Here is a 21,809-nt window from a genome sequence, read left to right on the forward strand (position 1 = left end):
AGGTGAATTCAAGGTGGATTAGAATAGAATAACTGATTCAAAAGGGAGGATAAGCAAAGTGTCTCTTACACACTAGGTTGTAAATTTCGGGAGTATCTACATCTATTGTCCATAAGGAATCGTTAAAACGAATAAACAATCCATTTTCTTTTTGGCTCTTAAGTATTGTTTTTGCCCCTTGGTCACCTGTAAGAAGTTTTATCTCAGGAAACAAGGATTTGGTAAGAAGTATTGGAGGTATTGTGATATCTTGATATTTTGAAGCGATGAAAAGCGGTTTTTTAGTGTATGTGTAGTGAAACACTTTAATTATTTGATTGATATGTTTCCTAGTTACGAAAGGTTGATCAGCAAGCATAACTAAAACTGCCTGAGCTTGTAAAGAAATTGCCTTGTCCAATCCAGTTTGAAGTGAATGTGATTGACAGATGGTATGTGAAAAAGTACGTGCGATATGCAACTTTGATTTATTCTCGTACTTGGGAGACAGCCATTCAAACAAATCATTGCTTCTTCCTACGACCACAACGTTCTCCAGCATAGAATGCAGAGCTTCGTGAAGTGCCCAGCTTCCTAATGGCCGATTTCCTAATGGCAAATACCGTTTATCTACCCCCATCCTTGAACTGGTTCCTGCAGCCAAATAGATCCCAACCGTCTTTAAGGATTCGCTCATAAGTTAACACCAGGTTCTCATTCTTTTATGTTTCGCTTGAATGATCTCAGCCATAATACTAATTGCTATTTCTTCCGGCCCTTCTGCACCGATTGGTAGACCAACAGGAGAGTGTAAATTGGCTGGATATTTATGATTTCCTAGCAAGCGCTCTGTTCTGGTACGTGGACCAAGTATACCGAGATAATGAATTGGAAAGCTCAGTAGAGTTTCTAGTAATAAGTGATCCTGCTCAAATTGATGAGTCATGATGATAATAGAGTCATCTGGATAGAAGGAGACTTTCGCTGTCAACTCGGATGGAGAGGCGACGATACATTGATTTGCGTCTGGGAAAAAGTAACGATTGCAATACGCTTCACGCCAATCAAGTACAAAAACGGAAAATCCGATTTTAGTAGCGAGAGAAGACAAAAACCGAGCGTCTATTCCAGCACCAAAAATAAATAGTCTCGGCTTCGGTGCAATGTAATGAAAAAAGTAGAATCCATCGTCATCCAGCGAAGGGAGGAACAGACAGCCTCGTTTTGAAGCTACTGTCTGGTTCAGATACATCCGTAATTGTGATGAGCTGATTCCAGTTGGTTCTTTTCCCTGAAACAATCCATTTGCTGTGTAATAGGAAGTTTGGCATTCGTGATTTTGTTTCGATACATATGTAATCGAAATAACCGGTTGGTTTTGCTCAAGAATGTGTTTCATTGCAAGCAATGCCTGTTTTGTCTCCAATGTAACTGGTTCGACTAATAATGTAAACGAACCGTTACACCCCGCTCCTTTTCCCCAGCCTAGATCGTCCACTGATCGAAGGTCATATGTGATCAGACGAGGTTCGTTAGTGGCTAGGACATTTTTAGCCTGTTCACTCAAATCATTCTCTAAACAACCGCCACTTAACATTCCTATTTGATCGCCATTCTCCAAAATAAGCATCGAACTCCCTTCTTTTCGATACACAGACCCTTCCGTTTGTACGATTTTGACGAAAACAGATGGGTGATTCATCTGTAAAATATAGGGAAAAAAAGTATAGATGTCGCTCATGCCTTTCACTCCATTAACAAGTATATTATCCGAATCATTTAGGTAAAAATAGCAATGAGAAACTGTTAGTAGAAATAGAAAGGTGGGGAAGAGATGAAATCAATAGGAAAAAGCGTTCCTCGAATTGAGGCGGTAAATAAGGTAACGGGGAAAGCCAAATATACGGCCGATTTCTCCTCGCCAGGTATGCTCCACGCCAAAATACTTACAAGCCCTTACGCACATGCGCGGATAATCAGTATAAATACAGAGAAGGCGAAACAAGGGGCAGGAGTTCGGGCCATACTCACTGGCCCCGAGATTCCCATATTTGTAGGCCCACACATCGAAGGAAGACCGATTCTAGCTATTGAGAAAGTACGTTACCACGGTGAACCTGTCGTAATCGTCGTAGCCGATCACGAGCATCAAGCTATAGCTGCGTGTAATCAGATAGAGGTTGAGTATGAAATTTTACCGATTGTTCAAACTCCGGCTGAAGCGCTAAAAGAGAATGCAACACTCATTCATCCAAATCTAGCAAGCTATACAATAGATCAAAACGTGCATCCTGAGTTTCACACGAATGTAGCAAACCGGACCAAAATCAGAAAAGGTGACATGAATGAAGGCTGGGAACGAAGTGAAGTAACCGTAGAAGCAAGTTTTTCATTTCCCCAAACAGATCATGCTGCTATGGAAACTCGTTGTTCAATCGTCGAGATTTTGCCGAACGAGGAGGTAATCATCTTGACGGCTTCACAAGCCCCGTTCGATGTCCAAAAACTTATTCATAAACATTTTTTTGTACCATTGGAAAAAATCCATGTACAAGTACCTTTAGTTGGTGGAGGATTTGGTGGGAAAGCTGCCGTTCAATTAGAACTACTGGCGTATGTGGCTTCAAGAGCAGTTGGTGGAAGAAAAGTGAAGATGGTTAACAGCAGGGAGGTAGATTTTATTTCCTCCCCAACCCACATTGGACTGCATTCAAAAATCAGATTAGGTTCTACCAAAACTGGTAAATTGATGGCCGCTGAAATTACCTATGAATTTATAGGTGGTGCTTATTCCGATGAAGCGGTTGATATTAGTAAATCGGCAGGATTAAACTGTACGGGACCTTATAAAGTCGACAATGTCTGGTGTGATTCAATTTGTCTTTACACTAATCATACATATGCTACCTCCTTTCGCGGATATGCTCACACAGAGTTAACCTTTCCAATTGAACGGACAATGGACCTGTTGGCTGAAAAGTTACACATGGACCCAATTTCCATTCGACTACTAAATGCGATTCAGCCTGGGGATACAACTCCTTCGTTAGCCGAGTTGAATCGAAGCAATGTGGGAAATCTATTTACATGTTTAAAAAGGGCCAAAGAATTGATCAAATGGGATGAGGGTCAACGGATTAAAGAAGATAATTCGAGAGTTAGAACAAAAGGAATTGCTTGCTTTTGGAAAACCTCGAATTCACCAACAAATGCTTCATCAGGAGCAGTCATAACGTTTAACAAGAATGGGAGTCTCAATCTCTCCTGTGGAGTGGTTGAAATGGGACAAGGAACAAAAACAACACTCATTCAAATTTTGGCGGAGCGTTTTAAAATTAGTGAAAATAAAGTTCATACAATGATGGAAGTGAATACGGAGGTCAATCCTGAGCATTGGAAGACAGTAGCAAGCTCATCCGTTTTTATGGTTGGAAATGCTGTACTTCGAGCTGCCGAAGATGCTATTCAGCAAATCTGTCTTATTGCTTCCATTGTGTTACGCTGTTCACCAGAAGATATTGACGTGGCTGAGGAACGAGCATTTTTGAAGGCAAATCCGGAAAAAGGGGTCTATCTTAAAGATATCGTTCATGGTTACAAATATATGAATGGAAATACAATTGGTGGCCAGGTAATCGGTCGGGGAAGCTATGTCATGAGAAATCTTACAACAATTGATCCAAATATTGGTTCCGGAACACCTGGGCCAGATTGGACAGTTGGTGCTCAGGCTGTGGAAGTTATCTTTGACGAACGAACGTATACCTATGAGATAAAAAAAGCGATTTCAGTCATTGATATAGGAAAAGTACTAAATCCAATGGGTGCAAAAGGGCAAGTGATGGGTGGCATGAGCATGGGTCTAAGTTTCGCTTCCCGCGAAGGATTTAACTACAACCTGGAAGGAGTTGTGCTCGATTCACAATTTAGAACCTATAAATTGATGAGATACGGTGAAAATCCAGAATATCAGGTTGAATTCGTGGAAACTCCGCAAATTGATGGACCATATGGTGCAAGAGGAGTTGGAGAGCATGGAACCATTGGAATGGCACCGGCGTTAGCTAATGTCCTTTCAATTGCAGCCCAAGTACCGCTTAACAAGCTTCCTTTAACTCCTGAATCGATCTGGGAAGCAAAAGGAGGAGGTTCATCCTGATTCCTTACGATTTCGACTATGTAAAGCCTGATACCATTCAAGAGGCGATAGCCATTTTCCATCAATGGGATTTAGAAGGGAAACAACCAAAGTACTTTTGTGGTGGAACAGAGATTATTACCATGGCTAGATTGTCGCAACTACACACGAAAGGAATTATTGATCTCAAAGACATTCCAGAATGTCGTATACTGGACTGGAAAAAGGATCAACTTGTGATTGGTTCCGCTGTAACATTAGCACAGCTGGAGGCTGTGCAGTTTTTCCCTTTATTGAGTAGAGTTTGCAACCGCATTGCCGATCATACGTCAAGATGTAAAATTACGCTTGGCGGTAACATTTGTGGCAAAATCATCTATCGAGAGACGGTCTTACCTCTGCTTGTTGCAAATGCCGAATTCCATATTGCAACAGAAAGTGGTGTAAAACAAGTTTCGATTCATGATGTTTTTGAAAAAGAATTGCGTCTATTACCTCATGAAATTTTATTGCAGATCACAGTAGATAAACAAATAACAACAATGCCATACCGAAGCGAGAAAAGAACAAAAATCGATCGCATCGGATATCCCACCGTATCGCTTGCTGCAATTCATAATCAGGGGGAGATTCAAGTTGCTTTTTCAGGGATTTGTACTTTTCCGTTTCGCTCAAAAGAAGTCGAACGTGCGCTAAATGATCAAACGCTTAGCTTGGAAGATCGAGTGCGCTCTGCTATTCACAAATTTCCGGAGGCCATTATGGCGGATCATCATGCATCTGCATCTTTTCGGGAATTTATAGTACATAACCTTATTTTAGATACTATAGAAAGCTTTGAGAGGGCTTGACAATGAACAGACAAATCCAGCTTAACATCAATGGTGAAGACAGGAATGCATTTTGTCGCTGTGCAGACACCTTGTTGACGGTACTTCGTGAATATTTGGGGTTAACGGGAGCAAAGCCTGGTTGTGAGAACGGAGATTGCGGAGCATGTACTGTTATTATTGATAAAGTGCCACAAAAATCTTGCCTATGGCTGGCAGTAGAATGTGAAGGAAAGGAAATTCATACGATTGAAGGTCTCCAAAATGCTCCGATTCAACAGGCTTTCCTTGAAAAGTGGGCTTTTCAATGCGGCTATTGTACGCCTGGCTTTATTATGAATTGTCATGCTTTGGTAGAAACACTACCAGACGCAGATGAGCTTGAAATAGAAAATTGGCTTCAATCCAATATTTGTCGTTGTACAAGTTACCAAGAAATTAAGGAAGCAATTCAGCTGATTCTTTCAGAAAAGAAAAGTTAAATAGAATAGAGGGCCAAAGTCGATTATCACCATGTTAAGGGAGAATCGGCTTTATTTTTTTCCTTGGGTTCCTTTCGGATCGTTGATGAAAGTCAGGTTTATTCGTAGTAGTATTAGTCAATACTTTACAACAAAATAGTCCCTAGGAGGCCGATTAATGGATGGTAGAGAATCGATTCTTTCAGTGGATCATCTAACAATAATTTTGACGGCGATGGTAATGGGGACGTTGGCTAGGATTTTCGTTTTAAAAGAGGATTATCGACAATACCCTTCATATCCAAATGGCTTTATGATTCATATTTTAATTGGATTCATTGCCTCCACGTTAGGAGCAGTATTTGTGCCAGCGATTATGAGTAGTAATTGGATAGCAGTTACATTCCTTTCTTTAGCAATCCAACAGTTTCGAGATGTTAGGAAAATTGAACAGGAAAGTTTAAGAAATCTAGAAAAAACCGAATTTACCCCAAGAGGAGAAGCCTATATTGATGGTATAGCGAAGACTTTTGAATCTCGTAATTATCTTGCATTAGTTGTCTCTATTTCTACGGCTACTGTCATGTATGTTTTTAAATCCCTTATGTTGATCGTAAATGTAGGAATAGGAGTCATCACGGGACTGGTTATTCTACTCTTCATAAAACGATTTTCAAAAGGGAAACAAGTTGGAGATATCGCAATCGTTAAAAAAGGAAAAATTGAAATAAGGGAATCAGGATTATTCGTCGAGGGTGTTTTTGTAAGCACCATAATTGGAACAGCCAATGTGCAAAATGTAATTCTAGAAGAGGCTTTTGCAGTGACAATTGAGCCAAATGAAGAGTATTTACGCATTATTTTAGACAATTATGGGCAAAGAAAAGCTATTCTCTTTGAGGCCACACGTTCTATCGGTGTCAAACGATATCATTATACTTGTATGGATTTTAAAAGTGGTAAAACAATCATTGTGATCGTCCCACTGATCCGAAACATAGATAAGCTTTTACATGCAGTTAAAAATACACCTTTGCTTGAGTCGGTTAAGAAAAATCCATCATTAATGGATTCCAGCGTGTAGACCAAATAACCGAAAGGTATGGAGGTCTGCACGCCTTTTTGTTGAATGATTTGAATATAGTGGAAAGGAGTGACTTCTTGCTAAACAGACAAGTTTCACGCGTCCTTGAATTAGGAACGTGGCATGTTTTTTACAGTGTCATTTGATTCAGCTAAATCATCTGACGTACTAAAACGGAAACCGTCATATCAGGCCTATAAATTGAGCAATATAAGCATTATGTAAGTGTCCGAATCCCTTGGACGTTTGTTGCTGATTACAGCTATTAGCGTTTTTTAAGAGTATAACGCCCACTTGCCGTACTTTATACAACAAACACACGTTTTATCGCTCTACATAGGAGGGGGAAGGGGAGAGTAAATTTACACTTGAGTCAGAGTGTTTTGCTATCATCGAGATAGGGGCCCAAAAAGTACATGCCCATGAAGCGATTTTGAGGAGTGAGCAACATTGTCAATTCAGCTACGTGGAACAAGCTGATTTACAGATTTTGTTATTGCTTTGGCTTGGATCAGGCTGGTATGGGACAGTGCCCCCTTACTCTTACATAATTTAGAGAACAGTATACCTAAGGAGTGGCAGAAATGGCGCGTGTTTTATTTATTAATGGTGGATCAGAGGGACATATCAATCCAACTATTGGAGTTGTGCAAGAGCTTATTTCGCGTGGAGAAGAGGTAGTTTACTTTTCTATAGAAGCTTTTCGGGAGCGTATTGAGAAGACGGGCGCTACTGTACGAACATTTGACGATCAAAAATTTATAAAAGCTTTTATCTCAGGTGGAAGAGATTATTTACTCGAAAGAATCAACGGTCTTTTACTTACGGCAGATGTCGTCATACCTAGCGTTCTTGAACAAATCAAAGGCGAGCATTTTGATTACATTATCCACGATTCCATGTTTGGTTGTGGACGGTTACTGGCCCAGATCCTTAAGCTTCCCGCAATCAATTCTTGTACTTCTTTTGCGCAGACAAAAGCATCATTCGATAAAATGTTGGCACAGGTTTCTAAAAAAATTCCTACAGAAATAAGTAAACGAATTCAAGATGAATTTCAAAGCCTGACGAACATGGTGAAGGAAAAATATGATGTGGAGATCCATTCTCCTTATGAAGTTTTTTGTAATCCTGCACCACTTACAATTGTGTATATAACTAGGGAGTTTCAACCTTTTGGAGAAGCATTTGACCAAACTTATAAATTTGTAGGTCCATCCATCTCTTCACGATTAACGCAGGAAAACTTCGACCTTACTGTAATCAAGGGGAAAAACCCCATTTACATTTCACTGGGTACTGTCTTAAACCAAGCAATTGATTTCTATAAGCTATGTTTTGAGGCATTTAGGAACACTGATCATACGATTGTCATGTCTATTGGGAATAAAGTCCAAATTTCTGATTTAGGGGAAATTCCTAAAAACTTCATCGTAAAAAATTATGTTCCACAAACTGATGTACTGCAATACACTAAATTATTTATTACACATGGTGGAATGAACAGTACCAATGAAGGTCTCTATTTCGGTGTTCCGCTCATTGTAATCCCACAAAGCGCGGACCAGCCGATAATCGCGGAGCAAGTCGCCAATATTGGAGCAGGCATTACATTACAAATGCAAAGCTTGACGGCAAATCAACTACGTGAAGCCGTAGATCATGTGTTAAGCCTCTCATCTTTCAAGAAAGCTGCTACAAATATTAGGGAATCCTTTCGGAAATCAGGTGGATATCATCAAGCTGTTGATGAGATTTTCGAATTTAAAAGTCAATATCATATCTAAATATTTTTTCGCTACTATATTGTTGAGTTTTTCCCAGTGGTTACTGCAACTTCTTTTGTAATGAAGGAATGGAATAGGATCTATTATAAAAGAAAGATTGTATACTTAAATACTTAAAGTAACACGGGATTAAGAGAACAACTAAAAGTAGCTTACGCAGATGTTTATAAAGAGTTATAGGAGCAATAGGGGAACGGGTTCACATTTCTTCTTCAACTAATGAAGCAGGGGAGTTGAAGAAGAATGTTTAACTTTTAGGTTACCAATTAGGTGGTTTAATGGAATAATTCAATTCACCTGACCAACTTTGACCTGGTTCAAAACCATAATGTGATTCTCATCTACCCTGCATTAACCTATGCTCCATTTCTTTTGCTGTATGAGGAGGAATAGAGGATCTTAGTATACCTTTTTCATGGTAATTTTTCTGTACATATCCCTAAATAAGATCGGGATATCTCCTTGCACTATGATCTGCTCCTTGTACGGCTTAACAATTACTTCAAAGTTACGTCCAATATCAGTGCCAAGTAAAGAGATAACTGGACGGAGCAGTCTTTTCTTTAAAGAAAGCTTTTTATTTGTAGGTTCAAATTTATCAAAAATGATGATCGTACCACGCTCTTTGGTTACCCGTATCATCTCCTTCATACATTGATTTGCATCAGGCACTACAGAAAGAATAAGATTAGCTACAACCATATCAAATGATTGGTCAGAGAATGCTAAGTGCTGGGCATCCATTTCTAGAAATTGAATATTCATTTTTTTGTTTGTTTTTTCTTTGGCTTTAGAAAGCATTGAGGGAGATATATCTATGGCAGTTATTTGAATGTCCTGTTCAGTAAAAAAGCATAAGTCAGCACCTGTACCGATACCAACAAATAGGACATGCTGCTTCTTTGGTAAGACAAGGTCTTCAAACACCTTTTTTCTTGCGTTCAGAAAGATACCGGAGTTAAAAAAGGCATCATAGAAAGGTGCTGCTACTTTATAAATGATTTTGTTCCATATGTTGTTCATTCCTCACCTCTATATTCAAACGTTTATTTGACTGTTTTCATTATAGAATAAAATTACTATTCAAACAATCATTATATTATGAAAGTGAGGTCAAAATGAAGAAGAATAAAACAGAAGACAGATGAGAGCTTTATTGTTTATTTTGGAGAAAAATGAAAGCAAAAGTAATAATAATATCCCTCCTTAGAAGGGTGGCTAGTGGGCAAGCTACCCAAAATAAATAAAACCAAGCCTTCTGTACATAAACAGGAGGCTTGGTTTAGAGATTAATAAAGGAAATAACATTTAAATTTTTATCTTGTAGAAATAAAGATTTCTCCTGGATGCCTATTGAGGATGTAGTGAAGGTTGATATCTAACTTTCATGAAGAAAGTCGTCTCCTAACATGTAGGAAACGACTTTTTGCAAACCAATTTCAAAAGATATAAATGAATATAGAAAGGAGTTGTTGGCGACTTATTGACTTAATTTCGTTAACAAACGATAAGTGAACCATTCTCATCTGACTTGGTAACGTGTCACCATTCCCTGAATCCTAATAAATTTTATACCCGTTACTTATCCTCGATATAAGCTTCTAGAGAAACCTCACTTTATTTAAAAGTAATACGATTTAAAAGCCTCGCCTTTTGATAATGAAACATCGATTGAGACAGCTCAAATATTGTTCCATTTACAAGGTATACAGTATTTTCAATAAGAAGGGCTGGATCGTGTTCATGTACTTCTAATAATTGTGCACTCTCTTTATCTATCTTTTCACAATGAATCACCTTATCTGCAAAACCGATATGGAGCTGTAAGTCCTCAATTAAATAACTATATATGGAGCTCGCTGCTATTTCGTTATTTAAATAGGGAACAACGTCTTTTTTAAAGTGGCTTATTTCAATTGAAAATGCTTTACCGTCTACAATTCGTAATCGTTTCACAAAATATAGTTTTGTCCCTGCCTGACATTGCATTCGTTCTGCTAATGTCTCGTCGGCTTCCATTACATGTAGATCTACTACCTTGGTTTCAATATTTTGGGAAGCAAGATCTTTCGTTAACCCTCGTAGACTTGCTAAATTAATATAATCGGTAATAGGGGCTTCGCGTAAAAACATTCCACTGCCCTGCACTTGAAAAATATATCCTCGATTGACAAGCTGACTTACAACCTTACGTATGGTATTGCGGCTAACTTGGAAGATATTCATCAGCTCTTCTTCCGTTGGTAGCTTTTTTGTCTCATTGAATTTCCCATCTCGGATATCTTTTTCTAAGATGTCGGCAATTTTTTTATACTTTACACTCATATTACGTCTCCTAAAATTAACTTTTCCTCATTATAATTCTTCACCCCTCGTTTCAATGATGTGCTTATACCAGTGAAACGAAAGCTTCTTTTTACGCTTTAAATTGTCATTATGGTCGACAAAAATAAAACCATACTGTTTTTTATAACCATTTAACCAACTTAACAGGTCAATCACAGACCATGCATAGTATCCTTTTAGGTGAATTCCTTCCTGGATCGCGCGCTTTACAGCTTTTAAATGTTCTTCGATATATTTAATTCGCGGAACATCTACAATTTCTCCATCAATGATTGGATCTTCATCACCAAGCCCGTTTTCCGTCACATACATTTTAATGTTACCATATCTTTCTTTTAACAGATGCAATCCATCTAAAAAACCTTTCGGAGATATTTCCCATCCCCATTTTGTATAGGTTTTGTCTTCCATACGCACTGTTCGATAAAATCCATCAAAAGAAGGATTGCCTGGAGCAAGAGTAGATGTTTCTCTAGAATGCTTTTCATTTCTGATATCCTTATCATATCGTTCTACTCGTATAGGCTGGTAATAGTTTAAACCGATAAAATCGTTTTTTTCAGCGTTTTGTTTGATAATCTCTAATTCTTCACTTGTCCAGTTAGGCATCCATCCCTTTTCTTTTAATTGCTCAATTACATAAGAAGGATATTCTCCCTTCAGAACTGGGTCATAAAACCAGAATGTCTCATATTCATTCGCATGGCGTTCCGCTAGTTTATTACTTGGTTGATCATCTACGCTATAGGCAGGTAAGAAAACATGGGTAATGCCAATTTCTCCATATTGCTTTAACTGTTTGTACAATTGAACTGTTTTAGCATGGGCATAAAACACATAATGAGTAGCCTGAAAATAACGTGGAACATCATTTTGAATGCCCGGTGGATGGGCTCCTTTTACATAACCTAATCCGCAAAACATAACTGTCTCATTAAATGTAATCCAATGCTTTACTCGATCACCAAATGCATGAAAACAAATTTCGGCATACTTTACAAATGCCTCGGCGGTTCGCTTATTCGTCCATCCACCATCTTCTTCTAGTGTTAATGGTAAGTCCCAATGGTACAAAGTAACAAACGGAACGATCCCATATTGTAAGCATTCATCAATGACTCGATTATAAAATTCAATGCCTTTTTCGTTTATTTCACCATCTCCGGTTGGTAAAATACGTGCCCACGAAATGGAAAAACGATATGATTCTAATCCCATTTCAGCCATTAATCGGATATCTTCTTCAAAGCGATGATAATGATCAATAGCTACATCACCATTAGTCTGATTGTATGTTTTACCAGGAATTTTTGAAAAAACATCCCAATTGGTAACGCCTTTTCCGTCTTCATTCCAAGCACCTTCTATTTGATAGGATGCTGAAGCAGCTCCAAACAAAAAATCATGTGGAAATTTCAATGTATATACCTCCATTTTTATCATGATGAATTTCATTTATATCTACTTGTTAGATTGGTAGGTACAAATATCTAATCAAAATTATACTCTAAACGACAACCTATTTCTAGATAAGATCATGAATGAACCAAGGCTTGTAATTTTGGCATGAATTCATAAGTGAAATTGAATTACTACAAAAAATCAAACCAAGTCAGGGCTACATGAAGAGCGTAGGTAGATTATTATGCAGGATGGTATAAAATATGGAGATTTAAACGTTTTAAAAGACAAAACATGATCTCTATTGCACGTAAATGAGATTCAGGATAGACCGCCATGTAATGTAAACGTGAGAGCAACAGTGACGTATTTTTAGGTAAATGCGTCTTCTAATAGGCTTCAGTTACGATTAAGCAGGTGTATGACTAGCGGCTAACGGCTAGCAAACGGTTGAGTAAAAAAGCGAAACGGCTCTGATGTAGACAGAGCCGTTTGATTCATTGTTCCACAAGATGAACATAGACAACTTAGGGAAATTAAAAAATGATTGAAGAGACTTGTAGACACGAGATTTATAGGCTACAGATGAGTAGGAAGTGGAACTGTCAAGAAATTTTTCGATCAAAGGGGAGAGGGGAGACTAGCAATAAATTATTGCTTGCCCTCTGTATATATTTGGAAGGTAACTCCAAACTCATCTGTTATGATACCGTAAGCAGGACTAAAATGAGTTTCCTGCAGTGGCATATTGACTTGGCCACCCTCCTGAAGAGCTTCATAAATTTGTGTAGACTCTTCCTTATTACTTGTTGCAATACAGATAGTGACTTGATTACCTTTCTGATGCGGTTGACCTGGAAATGTATCTGAAAACATCAGGTCAGTTTCGCCAACTTTAACCATCGCATGTGCCACACGATCTTTTGCATTTGCAGGGATAGGGAATTCAGGATTCTCGGGCATCTCACCAAACGTTTGGTTAAAAAGGACTTTGGCATGTAAAGCTTTTTCATAAAATTGGATAGCCTCCTTGGCATTCCCGTCCATCACTAGATAAGGGATCAACTTCAATGTCATTTCGAACCGCTCCTTTGGTGTTACATGTTTGATCGTTTCTACAATGCTGCTTGCTGCATTGATCAGGCTTTTTTCTGAGTGCTGTTAACCAGAGAAACCAACCCTATATCTCATTATTAACATTAATGTGATTATAAAACAAAGAACATACGTTTGTGAATTAGGCGTGAGAATGAAAATGCTGCGGTTAGATCATTTCGAAAAAATCGGAAGTAAATTTCAGCTCAACAGGGGGGAAAGTGAGTAGTAGGTTAACATGTTCCTATATTTGCTCCATAGGCACTTTCGCGGTACTCCATAGCTGATATGGCAAACCAGTAAGCTGTACTTGATTGTCTAACTCGCTTTGAATTTTTACTTGAGTTGGAAACACACCTGGTATTCTTTCATCTGGAAACCACAGGCGGCTTGTTTCAATGAGAATAAATAATCCTTCTACATCTCCAACGGCAGCAAATTGTTTCTCATCCTTTCGCCATATTTCCTGTTCAAACGCTTCACAGATATGCTTGGAGCTTTCGGCAACATGAGGTACAGGCAGGCCAATTTCACTGATATAAAGGATACTGTTTTCACTGAATGGAGCCTCAGAGGGGTTGTGTAAGGAGTGATGTGCAATAAACTCGACTAGATTACCGTCTGGATCATAAAAGTACGCTGCAGTTGCGTTCCAGGCAGGGAAAAAGAACTGATTCTGTCTGTCAGTAGAAAAGCAGGAGATTCCTTTGTGTTGAAGCCATTGTATTGATTCAGTCAGTTTATTTGAAGGGATCGTAAAAGCAAAATGATAATAGGCACCTAGATCAGTAACGTTTTTTTGAAATGTTATTTTAGACTCACCAGTTGCAATAGTAAATGCTTCAGCAGATGCTTGTTTGATACAAAAACCTAGCAATTCACTATAAAAAGACTTCATTTCGTCTAATCGATTCGATTGTAGTACGATTTCCATGATACGCATGAAAACACATCCTTTTTGGGGTTTGTGTCTTTGGAAAGCTAATCTGATTCAAGTTTAATCGATTCGCATCGTTTTTCATATCTTTTTCGAATTCCCAGTACTTCCAGATCCATGAATGATAATATTTGTAGATCAATCATCGTTTTCTCAGGATGCTTTATGATTGAAAAGATGTAACAAGGTAGTCTTCTCCCACAAAAGAGCAGGACTACCATTTTAGTTATTTGTTTTGTACTTTTTGCCCCTGCTGATTAAGGTGGTTTTTTTTTATGTAGGTTCTTTTTGTTAAGATCGCTGTAATTTCAACCTTTAGCTCAACAAAGCAGGATCATTACGTAACATCGTCGAATATCGCTTAGCTAATATTTATCAGAAAAAGGAGACAAGTGCCATGCAGGGCTATAATGTTGTTCCCGTATTGAAGCGGGTTTTGATAGTTCTGGTAGCTACACCTGAATTCCTTTTTGTAATGAGTATAATCTCCATAGAGTTTTTATATGTTGAGGTTCACTTGTCAATCAAAGTACCGTCGAATATCTTCCAAAAAGGCTTGGACCGCGGGAGACAAATAACGATTTTTCATAAACGTTAAATAAACAGTCCTCTCCAATGCTGATGAATCAATCGTTTTTGATACGATGCACTCATCCATTGGCTCAGATAAATAATTTTCGGGGATAATCGTAATTCCTAGATTTTCTCTGACTAGTGTTAAGGCTGTTTCAAAGCGTTCAATTTCAAATTTGATTTTCGGTGTTATTTGTTCAAGTGTAAAGGCTGTTAAAATATCTTCTCTTGTCTGAAATCCCTCCGTACTAATGATAAAAGGCTCTCTTTCTAACTCTTCTAAAAGAATAGATCCCCGCTTCTGTGCCAGAGGGTGATCTTTGTGGAGAACAAGCACTAATCTTTCATCGTATAAAGGCAATGATTCAATATCCGGTTCATTTATATACTGATTTGTAATAAGTAGATGTGTATCATACTTTCTCAATGATTCCTTCACAGCTTTTCCACTCAGGACTTCGATCAGCTTAATGTTTATGGTAGGAAAACGATCCTGATACTTACGGATCACTTTTGGAATCCAATGCTTCACTGACTCAATGATGCCGATGATTAGATCACCACTGCCGGTCAGTTTTACCTCCTCCATCTCTTTTTTCAACATGTTCATTTGGGAAAGGAGGAGAATTGATTTTTTATATAAAATTTTACCAGCGTCAGTTAGTTCTACTTTTCTTGTATTTCGCTCAAGGAGTGGGGAGCCAATCTCTTGTTCCAAATTTTTAATAGCATTGCTTAACGAAGGCTGTGAAATATGCAGTTTTTGTGCGGCTTTGGAGTAGCTCAAGTGATTGGAAACCGTCACAAAATAATGCAATTGTTTGATGTCCAAAAGAAACCCCCTCCTTATTTATAGCTTAAAGCTATTAAATTATTTGAATTATATATTAGAAATAATAAGTTTGTCATTATATAATCAAAAAACAAATCTACTTCAGAAATTTCAGAAAGGGTGAATAAATTGGCAACGAATATTCTAGCTGATTTATGGACCGGGCGAACTGATCATACGGAAAGAAGAAGCAGCTTTCGCTATCATCAAATTGTGGAATTGGTAGACTTGGAGAATTTGCAGCCCTCCAAGGATAGCACATGTGCAATTATTGGCTTTGAATGTGAAGAAGGAGTTAGACGCAATCAAGGCCGATTAGGTGCAGTCAAAGCTCCAAATGCTATTAGGCAAGCGCTTGCGAGTCTTCCTTGGAAACTGGAGGAAGGTAAACGTATTATCGATGTGGGCAATATTCAGTGCCAAAACGAAAAACTCGAAGATGCTCAGGAAGAATTGGGTCTGGCAGTCTCGAAAATTTTTTCAAAATCGGCTACTCCTATTATTTTAGGAGGAGGACACGAAACGTTGTATGGACATTATTTAGGTGTCCGAAAACATATAGGCAACGATGCTTCGCTTGGCATCGTCAATATTGATGCTCATTTCGATTTACGTTCGTATGAAAATCAGCCTTCATCTGGTACGATGTTTCGACAAATATTAGAAAATGACCAAAATAGCCAATATTTTGTACTTGGTATCCAACGTTTCGGGAATACGCAGGAATTATTTGATAAAGCGGACGAACTCGGTGCCCAGTATATTTATGAAGAAGATATGACTGAAGAACGGATGGAAGACATCATTACTGCATTAGACGAATTCATCGAGAAGCAGGATTATGTCATGCTTACGCTTTGTACAGATGTTTTAAATGCGGCATTTGCCCCAGGAGTCAGTGCGCCATCTCCATTTGGATTAACACCAATGGTTGTTCGTACCTTGATTCGCAGAGTGACAGCTCACAAGAAAACGCTTTCTTTTGATATTTGTGAAGTGAATCCTGTCTTAGATGAAAACGGAAGAACCGTAAAGTTAGGTGCTTATTTGACGAATGAAGCTATCACGAGATTTCTAGGGGGAGACAACTATGACTTTAGCACTTAATCAAGTAAATACGATTTTTCTCGCGGTTGCATTACTAGTAGTAGGATCATACCTAGTAAAAAAAGCAGGGTTTCTGCAAAAATTTTATATCCCGGCACCAGTTGTTGGAGGGCTATTGTTTGCAATCATTGCAACGACCGTGAAAGCGATGGGACTTTTGGAAATTACATTGGATACCTCACTTCAAAGCTTGTTCATGCTCACCTTCTTCACAACTGTAGGTTTGGGAGCAAGCTTTAAACTCATCAAGCTAGGCGGCAAGCTACTTGTCATTTACTGGATTGCATGCGGATTCTTGGCTTTAGCACAAAATGTGATTGGGGTTTCCTTGGCTTCATTGTTCGGGATTCATCCACTAATTGGTATGATGGCAGGCTCAGTATCTATGGAAGGTGGACATGGAGCGGCAGGCGCATTTGGACAAACCCTTGAAGATATGGGAATTCAATCAGCGTTGGCCATTGGGATCGCGGCGGCCACCTTTGGTCTTGTGGCGGGGGGCTTAGTTGGCGGACCGACTGTAAAATATTTAATTTCAAAATACGATCTAAAGCCGACTGAAATAGAAGATGAGATAGAGACAGTTGAAGAAAAAGCACAGCCCATTACGACAAACTCCTTCTTCATCCAGGTCTTGCTCATTACATTTTGTATGGCAGTTGGTACGTATTTAGGTGAGCTGTTTACATCAGCAACAGGCTTTGTTCTACCTAGTTATGTAGGAGCCATGTTCGTGGCAGTTATTGCCCGCAACATTGTAGATAAATGGAATCCGAATGCAATTGACATGAAGAGTATCAACCTGATTAGTGATGTGACACTCGGAATCTTCCTGTCTATGGCACTCATGAGCATAAAATTATGGGAAGTAGCTGATCTTGCACTTCCAATGCTATTGATCGTGTTTGTACAAGTTGTATTTATCGTCCTGTTTGGGATTTTCATTTTATTCCGATTGCTTGGTAAAAACTATGATGCCGCAGTAATGGTCGCAGGTTTTACAGGTCATGGCCTTGGCGCTACACCAAATGCTATGGCGAATATGGCTGCAGTGACTGAGCGATTTGGACCTTCGCGTAAAGCCTACCTGGTCGTTCCAGTTGTCGGTGCCTTTCTCATTGATGTGTTTGGTATGCCGATCATTATTACAACAATAAATTTATTTAAATAACAGGATGAAGAATGATCCTTATCTTATTCAGACGGATAAAAGTTGCGGTATTTCAGATTATTTCAAGTATGGTCATATATGGTTCAGATTAATTTTAAGCAAAAAACAGACCGTGGGAGGGGGAGCCCACGGTCTGTTTGTGAATTAGAACCAAGTTATATGGATCCTATAAGTCGTTTTACTTTTATGATCATGAATTAACGCAGGCTCAAATGGGGTAGGATTAAGAGCTATAACTTTTGTTCGGTTATTTGCAATATCCGGTTCAAGTCGAATCGTACCTGGTGCTCCTTCTACAAAAAATCCTGTATTTGGAATATAAAGATGATTGTCGACTACAAGGTTTTTCGTAACGATGCTATAACCAGGATACACAATGCTTGGTTGAATTGCATGTGCTGGGTCAGGGGATCGTTCAACAGTAGAGTGTGCACTAACAGCTTGTGCTCCAAACATCAAAGAAACTGCTATTAGTGAGGAAGCAAGAATGTTTACTTTCTTCATCATTACCACTCCTTCAAATTTAGGCACCCACAATGAGAATCAATAATATGTATTTTTTGAATATGAATATGAATATTGCTACACAAAGGGTTATGTTTGAATTATATGCATTTTTTACCATATGTACATACAGAACAGAAGTCGAACAAACAATTAATTTTAGGCGGCTATTAACAAGAATAACACGAGCATATTCGTAGATTCCGATTAGAGATTTTTCTAAATAATCACTATCTGAATATCGGACCAAACTGATATAATATGCTTACATGTAGCACGAAAAAGTGGTTCCCATACATCAACGACAGATAAAGCCTAATAGGGAGATATAATGAAAAAAGAATTCCTTTATTTCACCTGTAAAATAACAAATGATGATTCCTTTAACGAATTAAAAAGCTTGTTCCATAAACTAAAAACAGCAAAAGAATCTGGTAAACTGCATGACGGTGACTATGTACTTTGGAAGTCATTTTTTAAGAAAGAGCAATTGGTAAAGTTTTGGAACCCGTCACAGCAGGAATTGAATGAGCATTGGAGCCTGTATAATTCGTTATCCGTTGACGAGAGAAATACAGATCCTAGATTAAAAGTACCATGGGATTTTGAATCATGGTTAGATGCAATCGCCAGTGCTGAATATACGCTTATAAGCTGTGAACGTATAGACCAAAATAGAGGGAACTTTGAATATGACCCATGGGCATTTCCTTATGGAAGCGCTGATGCTCTTCGATTCTTACTTCACATATTTGACTGTGACATTATTGAAGAAGAAACTGGATATTGAAAATGGTAGGGACTGGAAGCTGCTTTACATAATACAATGACAAACATTGAAATAGGAAGTGTAGAATATGAATTATCAAAAATTGAGTAAAGAAATTTCATATGCTTTGCGTCATGCACCACATGAATATGAATTAGAATTAGATGAATATGGATGGGTTCAAACTGAGCAATTATTGCATTCCCTACATGAACAACCAGTATGGCGTAATGTGAGTGAAAAGGACCTGCAAGTTATGATTTCACAATTTGATAAGAAACGATTTGAAATGGAAAATGGAAAAATGAGAGCCCTCTATGGCCACTCAACAGCGAAAAGAGTTTTGAAAGAGGAAAGTGAACCGCCAGAGTTTCTTTATCATGGTACACCAAAACGATTTGTTTCATTGATATTGGAACAAGGGCTATTACCTAAAGGAAGACAATATGTTCATCTATCAGAAGAAATTCAGACTGCAAAACAAGTGGGGAAAAGAAGGGATACGCATCCGACTATTTTAAAGATAGAGGCAAAAAAAGCATGGGCGAATAAAGTTACCTTTTATCATGGAAACGAAATGGTTTGGCTGGCGGATAAAATAGATAGGCAGTATATTTCAATCCTTGAATAAGGAGTAAATAGAAGGATACTGTTATTCCGTTTTTTTGGACTTGAAGGATAAGTATACTTTTAGGTAGATCATTTGGAAGTAGGCTTCAAAATGCTGTAAGGAAGCTGTTTTTTACAGAAATTAGCGGAATTGGTAAGAGAGAATTACCCCTATAAACAAGGAAAGGAGGGTCAAAAAAAGTTCATGTAATGGACTAGGTGTATAAATATGCAATTCTACATTGCGTTGTGTCCTTTTATTGCTTATAATCATCAGCGAGGTGGTTAATATATGTCATTAACAGTTAAAATTACCATAAAGGACGACAAAGGAAAAGAAGCTGAAATAGAGCTACAAGAAACGGATAATCTAGCAAAATTAGTTATTGTTCAAAATGTATTTAACTTATTTGGTGTTGATAAAGATATACTGGACACAGTGAACGAATTTGAAAAGATTGGCAAGGCTTACAGTCATTTTTTTGACAATATGAAACAAGAAGAAGAGCAGTTGGAAGAAAAGGATATAAGGGAAAAACGCATTGTTAATAATGAACAAATTAGGGAACAAATGATCAAAAGCTTTCAGGAGATCGAAGAGACGAAAGAGGCTGAAGCTAAGCCAGTTGATGAGTCAGATTACTTAACTACAGGTATCAAGGAAGACTCAAATGGCAAAAAACGTTATAAATTAAGATATGAATGTCCAATCTGTATGAATAAGGGCGTACATTATATTTACAAAAATTCGACTGAGACATGGTGCCATTCCTGTGGAAGTAAGATGCCTATCAAAGCAGCACACAAGGATGGATTCCCAAATAGAGATTCACACGGGAATTTTTATCGAGCAGGAGATTACTATGATTACACCTGTTAACAGTGATTACTCATAGTTGAATCGAAATTACTTTGGATGAGATGTATAAAAGTGACATGAATCTGATGACCCCCAGAAGGTTTCTGGGGGTTTAATGAAGTGCTTGGTTTTCAGTCGCTTTTAGCTAGTAGGCAAATAAGAGGATTATGCCAGTATAAGCAGTGAAAGCATCATAAAACGAGTATTTTATAGGCTACTAATGGCTCTGACATTTTGTTTACGATATATTTTCCATGTAATAAACAGAGTAATCAGTAATATGCAAGCAGTTAGATAGCTCCCCTCAGCACCAAAAGCTCCTCCAGAAAGCATGGCATCCCCGATCGGTTGAACCTTTATAAGGGAAGGCGCCCCTGATTCGCCACCCGAAACTGCAAATCCAAAAGCAGATTGTAAGAAATTCCATATAAAATGAGCACCAATAGGAAGCCATAGCTTGCCAGTCATCTCTCTCATTACACCTAGAAATAAGCCATCGAGAAAGAGGAACAGCATTGGGAGAAGTGACTCGGTAGAACCTGTGTTAAATAAATGAATAGATGCAAACAAAAGAGAGGTAAGCAGAATTGAAGCTTTCATGCCAAATGACTCCTTTACAAGTCCCTGAATGTATCCTCTCACCAGTCCTTCTTCAACGATGGCAACCGCTATCCACTTGGGAATGGTAGACAGAATAGCCACCAGAAGATAGACATCTATTTGAACGCTTGTAAGCTGTACCCCACCGAATAACCAAATAAGTGCACAGGAAAGGAAAATTGTGCAGGCTCCTATTCCAATACCCATTATGAGCTGCTTCCAGCTTTCCTCTCTTCCAAATCCTAGAGGCCAAAGAGATTTTCTTTCAAATAGCCGATAGGTAATCCATACGCCAATCAGCATTCCTATTTGAGACAAATATTTGAGTGAGGCAGGCAATAGTGCATGGAGGAGAAATGAAGTGAGGAAGCCTATTAGGATTGTAAGTGCTATTTTTGCGATGACTTGTAGGGAGAGTACGATGGTTTTCATTGAAGAGGCCTCCTAGATCTTTTACCTATCATATCTTTCCATTTTAAGCTATTGGATGAGTATATGAAAGACTCATTACCTTATTTTCACAAATATTCCACCACTCGATTGAAACATTATCATAGAAAGCTACTGCTGCCAAATAACTGATCCATAACGTGATTGTTCTACATTTAGAAGCAGGGAGCATTAACAGATCGGAGTAGTTTTTAACTTTGATGAATGGTAGATATAACTCATCGTACAGTGCATTTATTGATAATGATAACTATTATCATATATAATGAAGGATGCA

At 38.3% G+C, this 21,809-nt stretch carries 20 protein-coding genes; 10 read left to right on the top strand and 10 right to left on the bottom strand.

The features are described from left to right. Positions 1–37: 37 nt before the first annotated feature. On the bottom strand, positions 38–676 hold the full coding sequence (locus BRLA_RS10345; RefSeq protein ID WP_041752096.1) for a nucleotidyltransferase family protein: 639 nt from the start codon (positions 674–676) through the stop codon (positions 38–40). Between the two features lie 3 nt (positions 677–679). Beyond that, on the bottom strand, positions 680–1,720 hold the full coding sequence (locus tag BRLA_RS10350) for an XdhC family protein (protein ID WP_041752097.1): 1,041 nt from the start codon (positions 1,718–1,720) through the stop codon (positions 680–682). A gap of 93 nt (positions 1,721–1,813) precedes the next feature. On the opposite strand from BRLA_RS10350, the gene BRLA_RS10355 reads away from it, so the two are divergent. The 5 genes from BRLA_RS10355 (at position 1,814) to BRLA_RS10375 (ending at position 8,279) form a co-directional block, all read left to right on the top strand. Next, positions 1,814–4,138: a xanthine dehydrogenase family protein molybdopterin-binding subunit gene (locus tag BRLA_RS10355; protein ID WP_003337300.1), complete on the top strand. Its 2,325-nt coding sequence runs from the start codon at positions 1,814–1,816 to the stop codon at positions 4,136–4,138. Further along, a complete protein-coding gene (locus tag BRLA_RS10360) occupies positions 4,138–4,968 on the top strand; it encodes an FAD binding domain-containing protein (protein WP_081870808.1) in 831 nt (276 codons plus the stop codon). The genes BRLA_RS10355 and BRLA_RS10360 overlap by 1 nt, the downstream gene beginning before the upstream one ends. A 2-nt stretch (positions 4,969–4,970) precedes the next feature. Continuing rightward, positions 4,971–5,429 carry a (2Fe-2S)-binding protein gene (locus tag BRLA_RS10365; protein ID WP_003337302.1) on the top strand — a complete coding sequence of 153 codons (459 nt, stop codon included), beginning with the start codon at positions 4,971–4,973 and terminating at the stop codon, positions 5,427–5,429. 157 nt (positions 5,430–5,586) lie between these two features. After that, a complete protein-coding gene (locus BRLA_RS10370) occupies positions 5,587–6,492 on the top strand; it encodes a YIEGIA domain-containing protein (protein WP_003337303.1) in 906 nt (301 codons plus the stop codon). A gap of 584 nt (positions 6,493–7,076) precedes the next feature. Beyond that, positions 7,077–8,279 carry a macrolide family glycosyltransferase gene (locus tag BRLA_RS10375; RefSeq protein WP_003337304.1) on the top strand — a complete coding sequence of 401 codons (1,203 nt, stop codon included), beginning with the start codon at positions 7,077–7,079 and terminating at the stop codon, positions 8,277–8,279. Between the two features lie 399 nt (positions 8,280–8,678). Here BRLA_RS10375 and BRLA_RS10380 read toward each other — a convergent pair whose 3' ends face one another. The 6 genes from BRLA_RS10380 to BRLA_RS10405 form a co-directional block, all read right to left on the bottom strand. Next, entirely contained in the window at positions 8,679–9,302 is a 624-nt protein-coding gene (locus BRLA_RS10380) for a class I SAM-dependent methyltransferase (protein WP_003337305.1), read from the bottom strand. 594 nt (positions 9,303–9,896) lie between these two features. After that, the gene (locus tag BRLA_RS10385) at positions 9,897–10,604 is read right to left on the bottom strand and encodes a GntR family transcriptional regulator (protein WP_003337307.1); all 708 of its coding nucleotides are present in this window, start codon (positions 10,602–10,604) and stop codon (positions 9,897–9,899) included. Between the two features lie 30 nt (positions 10,605–10,634). Further along, positions 10,635–12,044, bottom strand: a complete 1,410-nt coding sequence (locus BRLA_RS10390; RefSeq protein WP_003337308.1) for a GH1 family beta-glucosidase — start codon at positions 12,042–12,044, stop codon at positions 10,635–10,637. A gap of 633 nt (positions 12,045–12,677) precedes the next feature. Further along, positions 12,678–13,103, bottom strand: coding sequence for a VOC family protein (locus BRLA_RS10395; protein WP_003337309.1), 426 nt, complete (start codon positions 13,101–13,103; stop codon positions 12,678–12,680). Between the two features lie 262 nt (positions 13,104–13,365). Further along, complete coding sequence (locus BRLA_RS10400; RefSeq protein WP_003337310.1) at positions 13,366–14,064, bottom strand: VOC family protein; 699 nt, start codon at positions 14,062–14,064, stop codon at positions 13,366–13,368. Between the two features lie 514 nt (positions 14,065–14,578). After that, a complete protein-coding gene (locus BRLA_RS10405) occupies positions 14,579–15,463 on the bottom strand; it encodes a LysR family transcriptional regulator (protein ID WP_003337311.1) in 885 nt (294 codons plus the stop codon). A 129-nt stretch (positions 15,464–15,592) separates the two neighbouring features. Between BRLA_RS10405 and hutG the strand changes: the two genes are divergently transcribed. Continuing rightward, positions 15,593–16,570, top strand: a complete 978-nt coding sequence (hutG, locus tag BRLA_RS10410) for a formimidoylglutamase (protein WP_003337312.1) — start codon at positions 15,593–15,595, stop codon at positions 16,568–16,570. Further along, positions 16,554–17,741 (top strand): sodium/glutamate symporter, encoded by a 1,188-nt coding sequence (gene gltS / locus BRLA_RS10415; protein ID WP_003337313.1) that lies wholly within the window; start codon positions 16,554–16,556, stop codon positions 17,739–17,741. The genes hutG and gltS overlap by 17 nt, the downstream gene beginning before the upstream one ends. Before the next feature lie 144 nt (positions 17,742–17,885). On the opposite strand, the gene BRLA_RS10420 is transcribed toward gltS, so the two are convergent. Beyond that, a complete protein-coding gene (locus BRLA_RS10420) occupies positions 17,886–18,248 on the bottom strand; it encodes a hypothetical protein (RefSeq protein WP_003337314.1) in 363 nt (120 codons plus the stop codon). 328 nt (positions 18,249–18,576) lie between these two features. On the opposite strand from BRLA_RS10420, the gene BRLA_RS10425 reads away from it, so the two are divergent. The 3 genes from BRLA_RS10425 to BRLA_RS10435 all read left to right on the top strand — a co-directional run bounded on the left by BRLA_RS10425 (position 18,577) and on the right by BRLA_RS10435 (position 20,503). Next, on the top strand, positions 18,577–19,035 hold the full coding sequence (locus tag BRLA_RS10425) for a hypothetical protein (RefSeq protein ID WP_003337315.1): 459 nt from the start codon (positions 18,577–18,579) through the stop codon (positions 19,033–19,035). A gap of 67 nt (positions 19,036–19,102) precedes the next feature. Further along, the gene (locus BRLA_RS10430) at positions 19,103–19,645 is read left to right on the top strand and encodes an RNA 2'-phosphotransferase (RefSeq protein WP_003337317.1); all 543 of its coding nucleotides are present in this window, start codon (positions 19,103–19,105) and stop codon (positions 19,643–19,645) included. Positions 19,646–19,915: 270 nt separating this feature from the next. Then, the gene (locus BRLA_RS10435) at positions 19,916–20,503 is read left to right on the top strand and encodes a hypothetical protein (protein ID WP_003337318.1); all 588 of its coding nucleotides are present in this window, start codon (positions 19,916–19,918) and stop codon (positions 20,501–20,503) included. 186 nt (positions 20,504–20,689) lie between these two features. Here the strand turns inward: BRLA_RS10435 and BRLA_RS10440 are convergent, their stop codons facing one another. After that, positions 20,690–21,514, bottom strand: a complete 825-nt coding sequence (locus tag BRLA_RS10440) for a CPBP family intramembrane glutamic endopeptidase (RefSeq protein WP_003337319.1) — start codon at positions 21,512–21,514, stop codon at positions 20,690–20,692. Between the last annotated feature and the right edge of the window lie 295 nt (positions 21,515–21,809).

It is taken from the genome of Brevibacillus laterosporus LMG 15441 (assembly GCF_000219535.2).
Taxonomy (GTDB): domain Bacteria; phylum Bacillota; class Bacilli; order Brevibacillales; family Brevibacillaceae; genus Brevibacillus_B; species Brevibacillus_B halotolerans.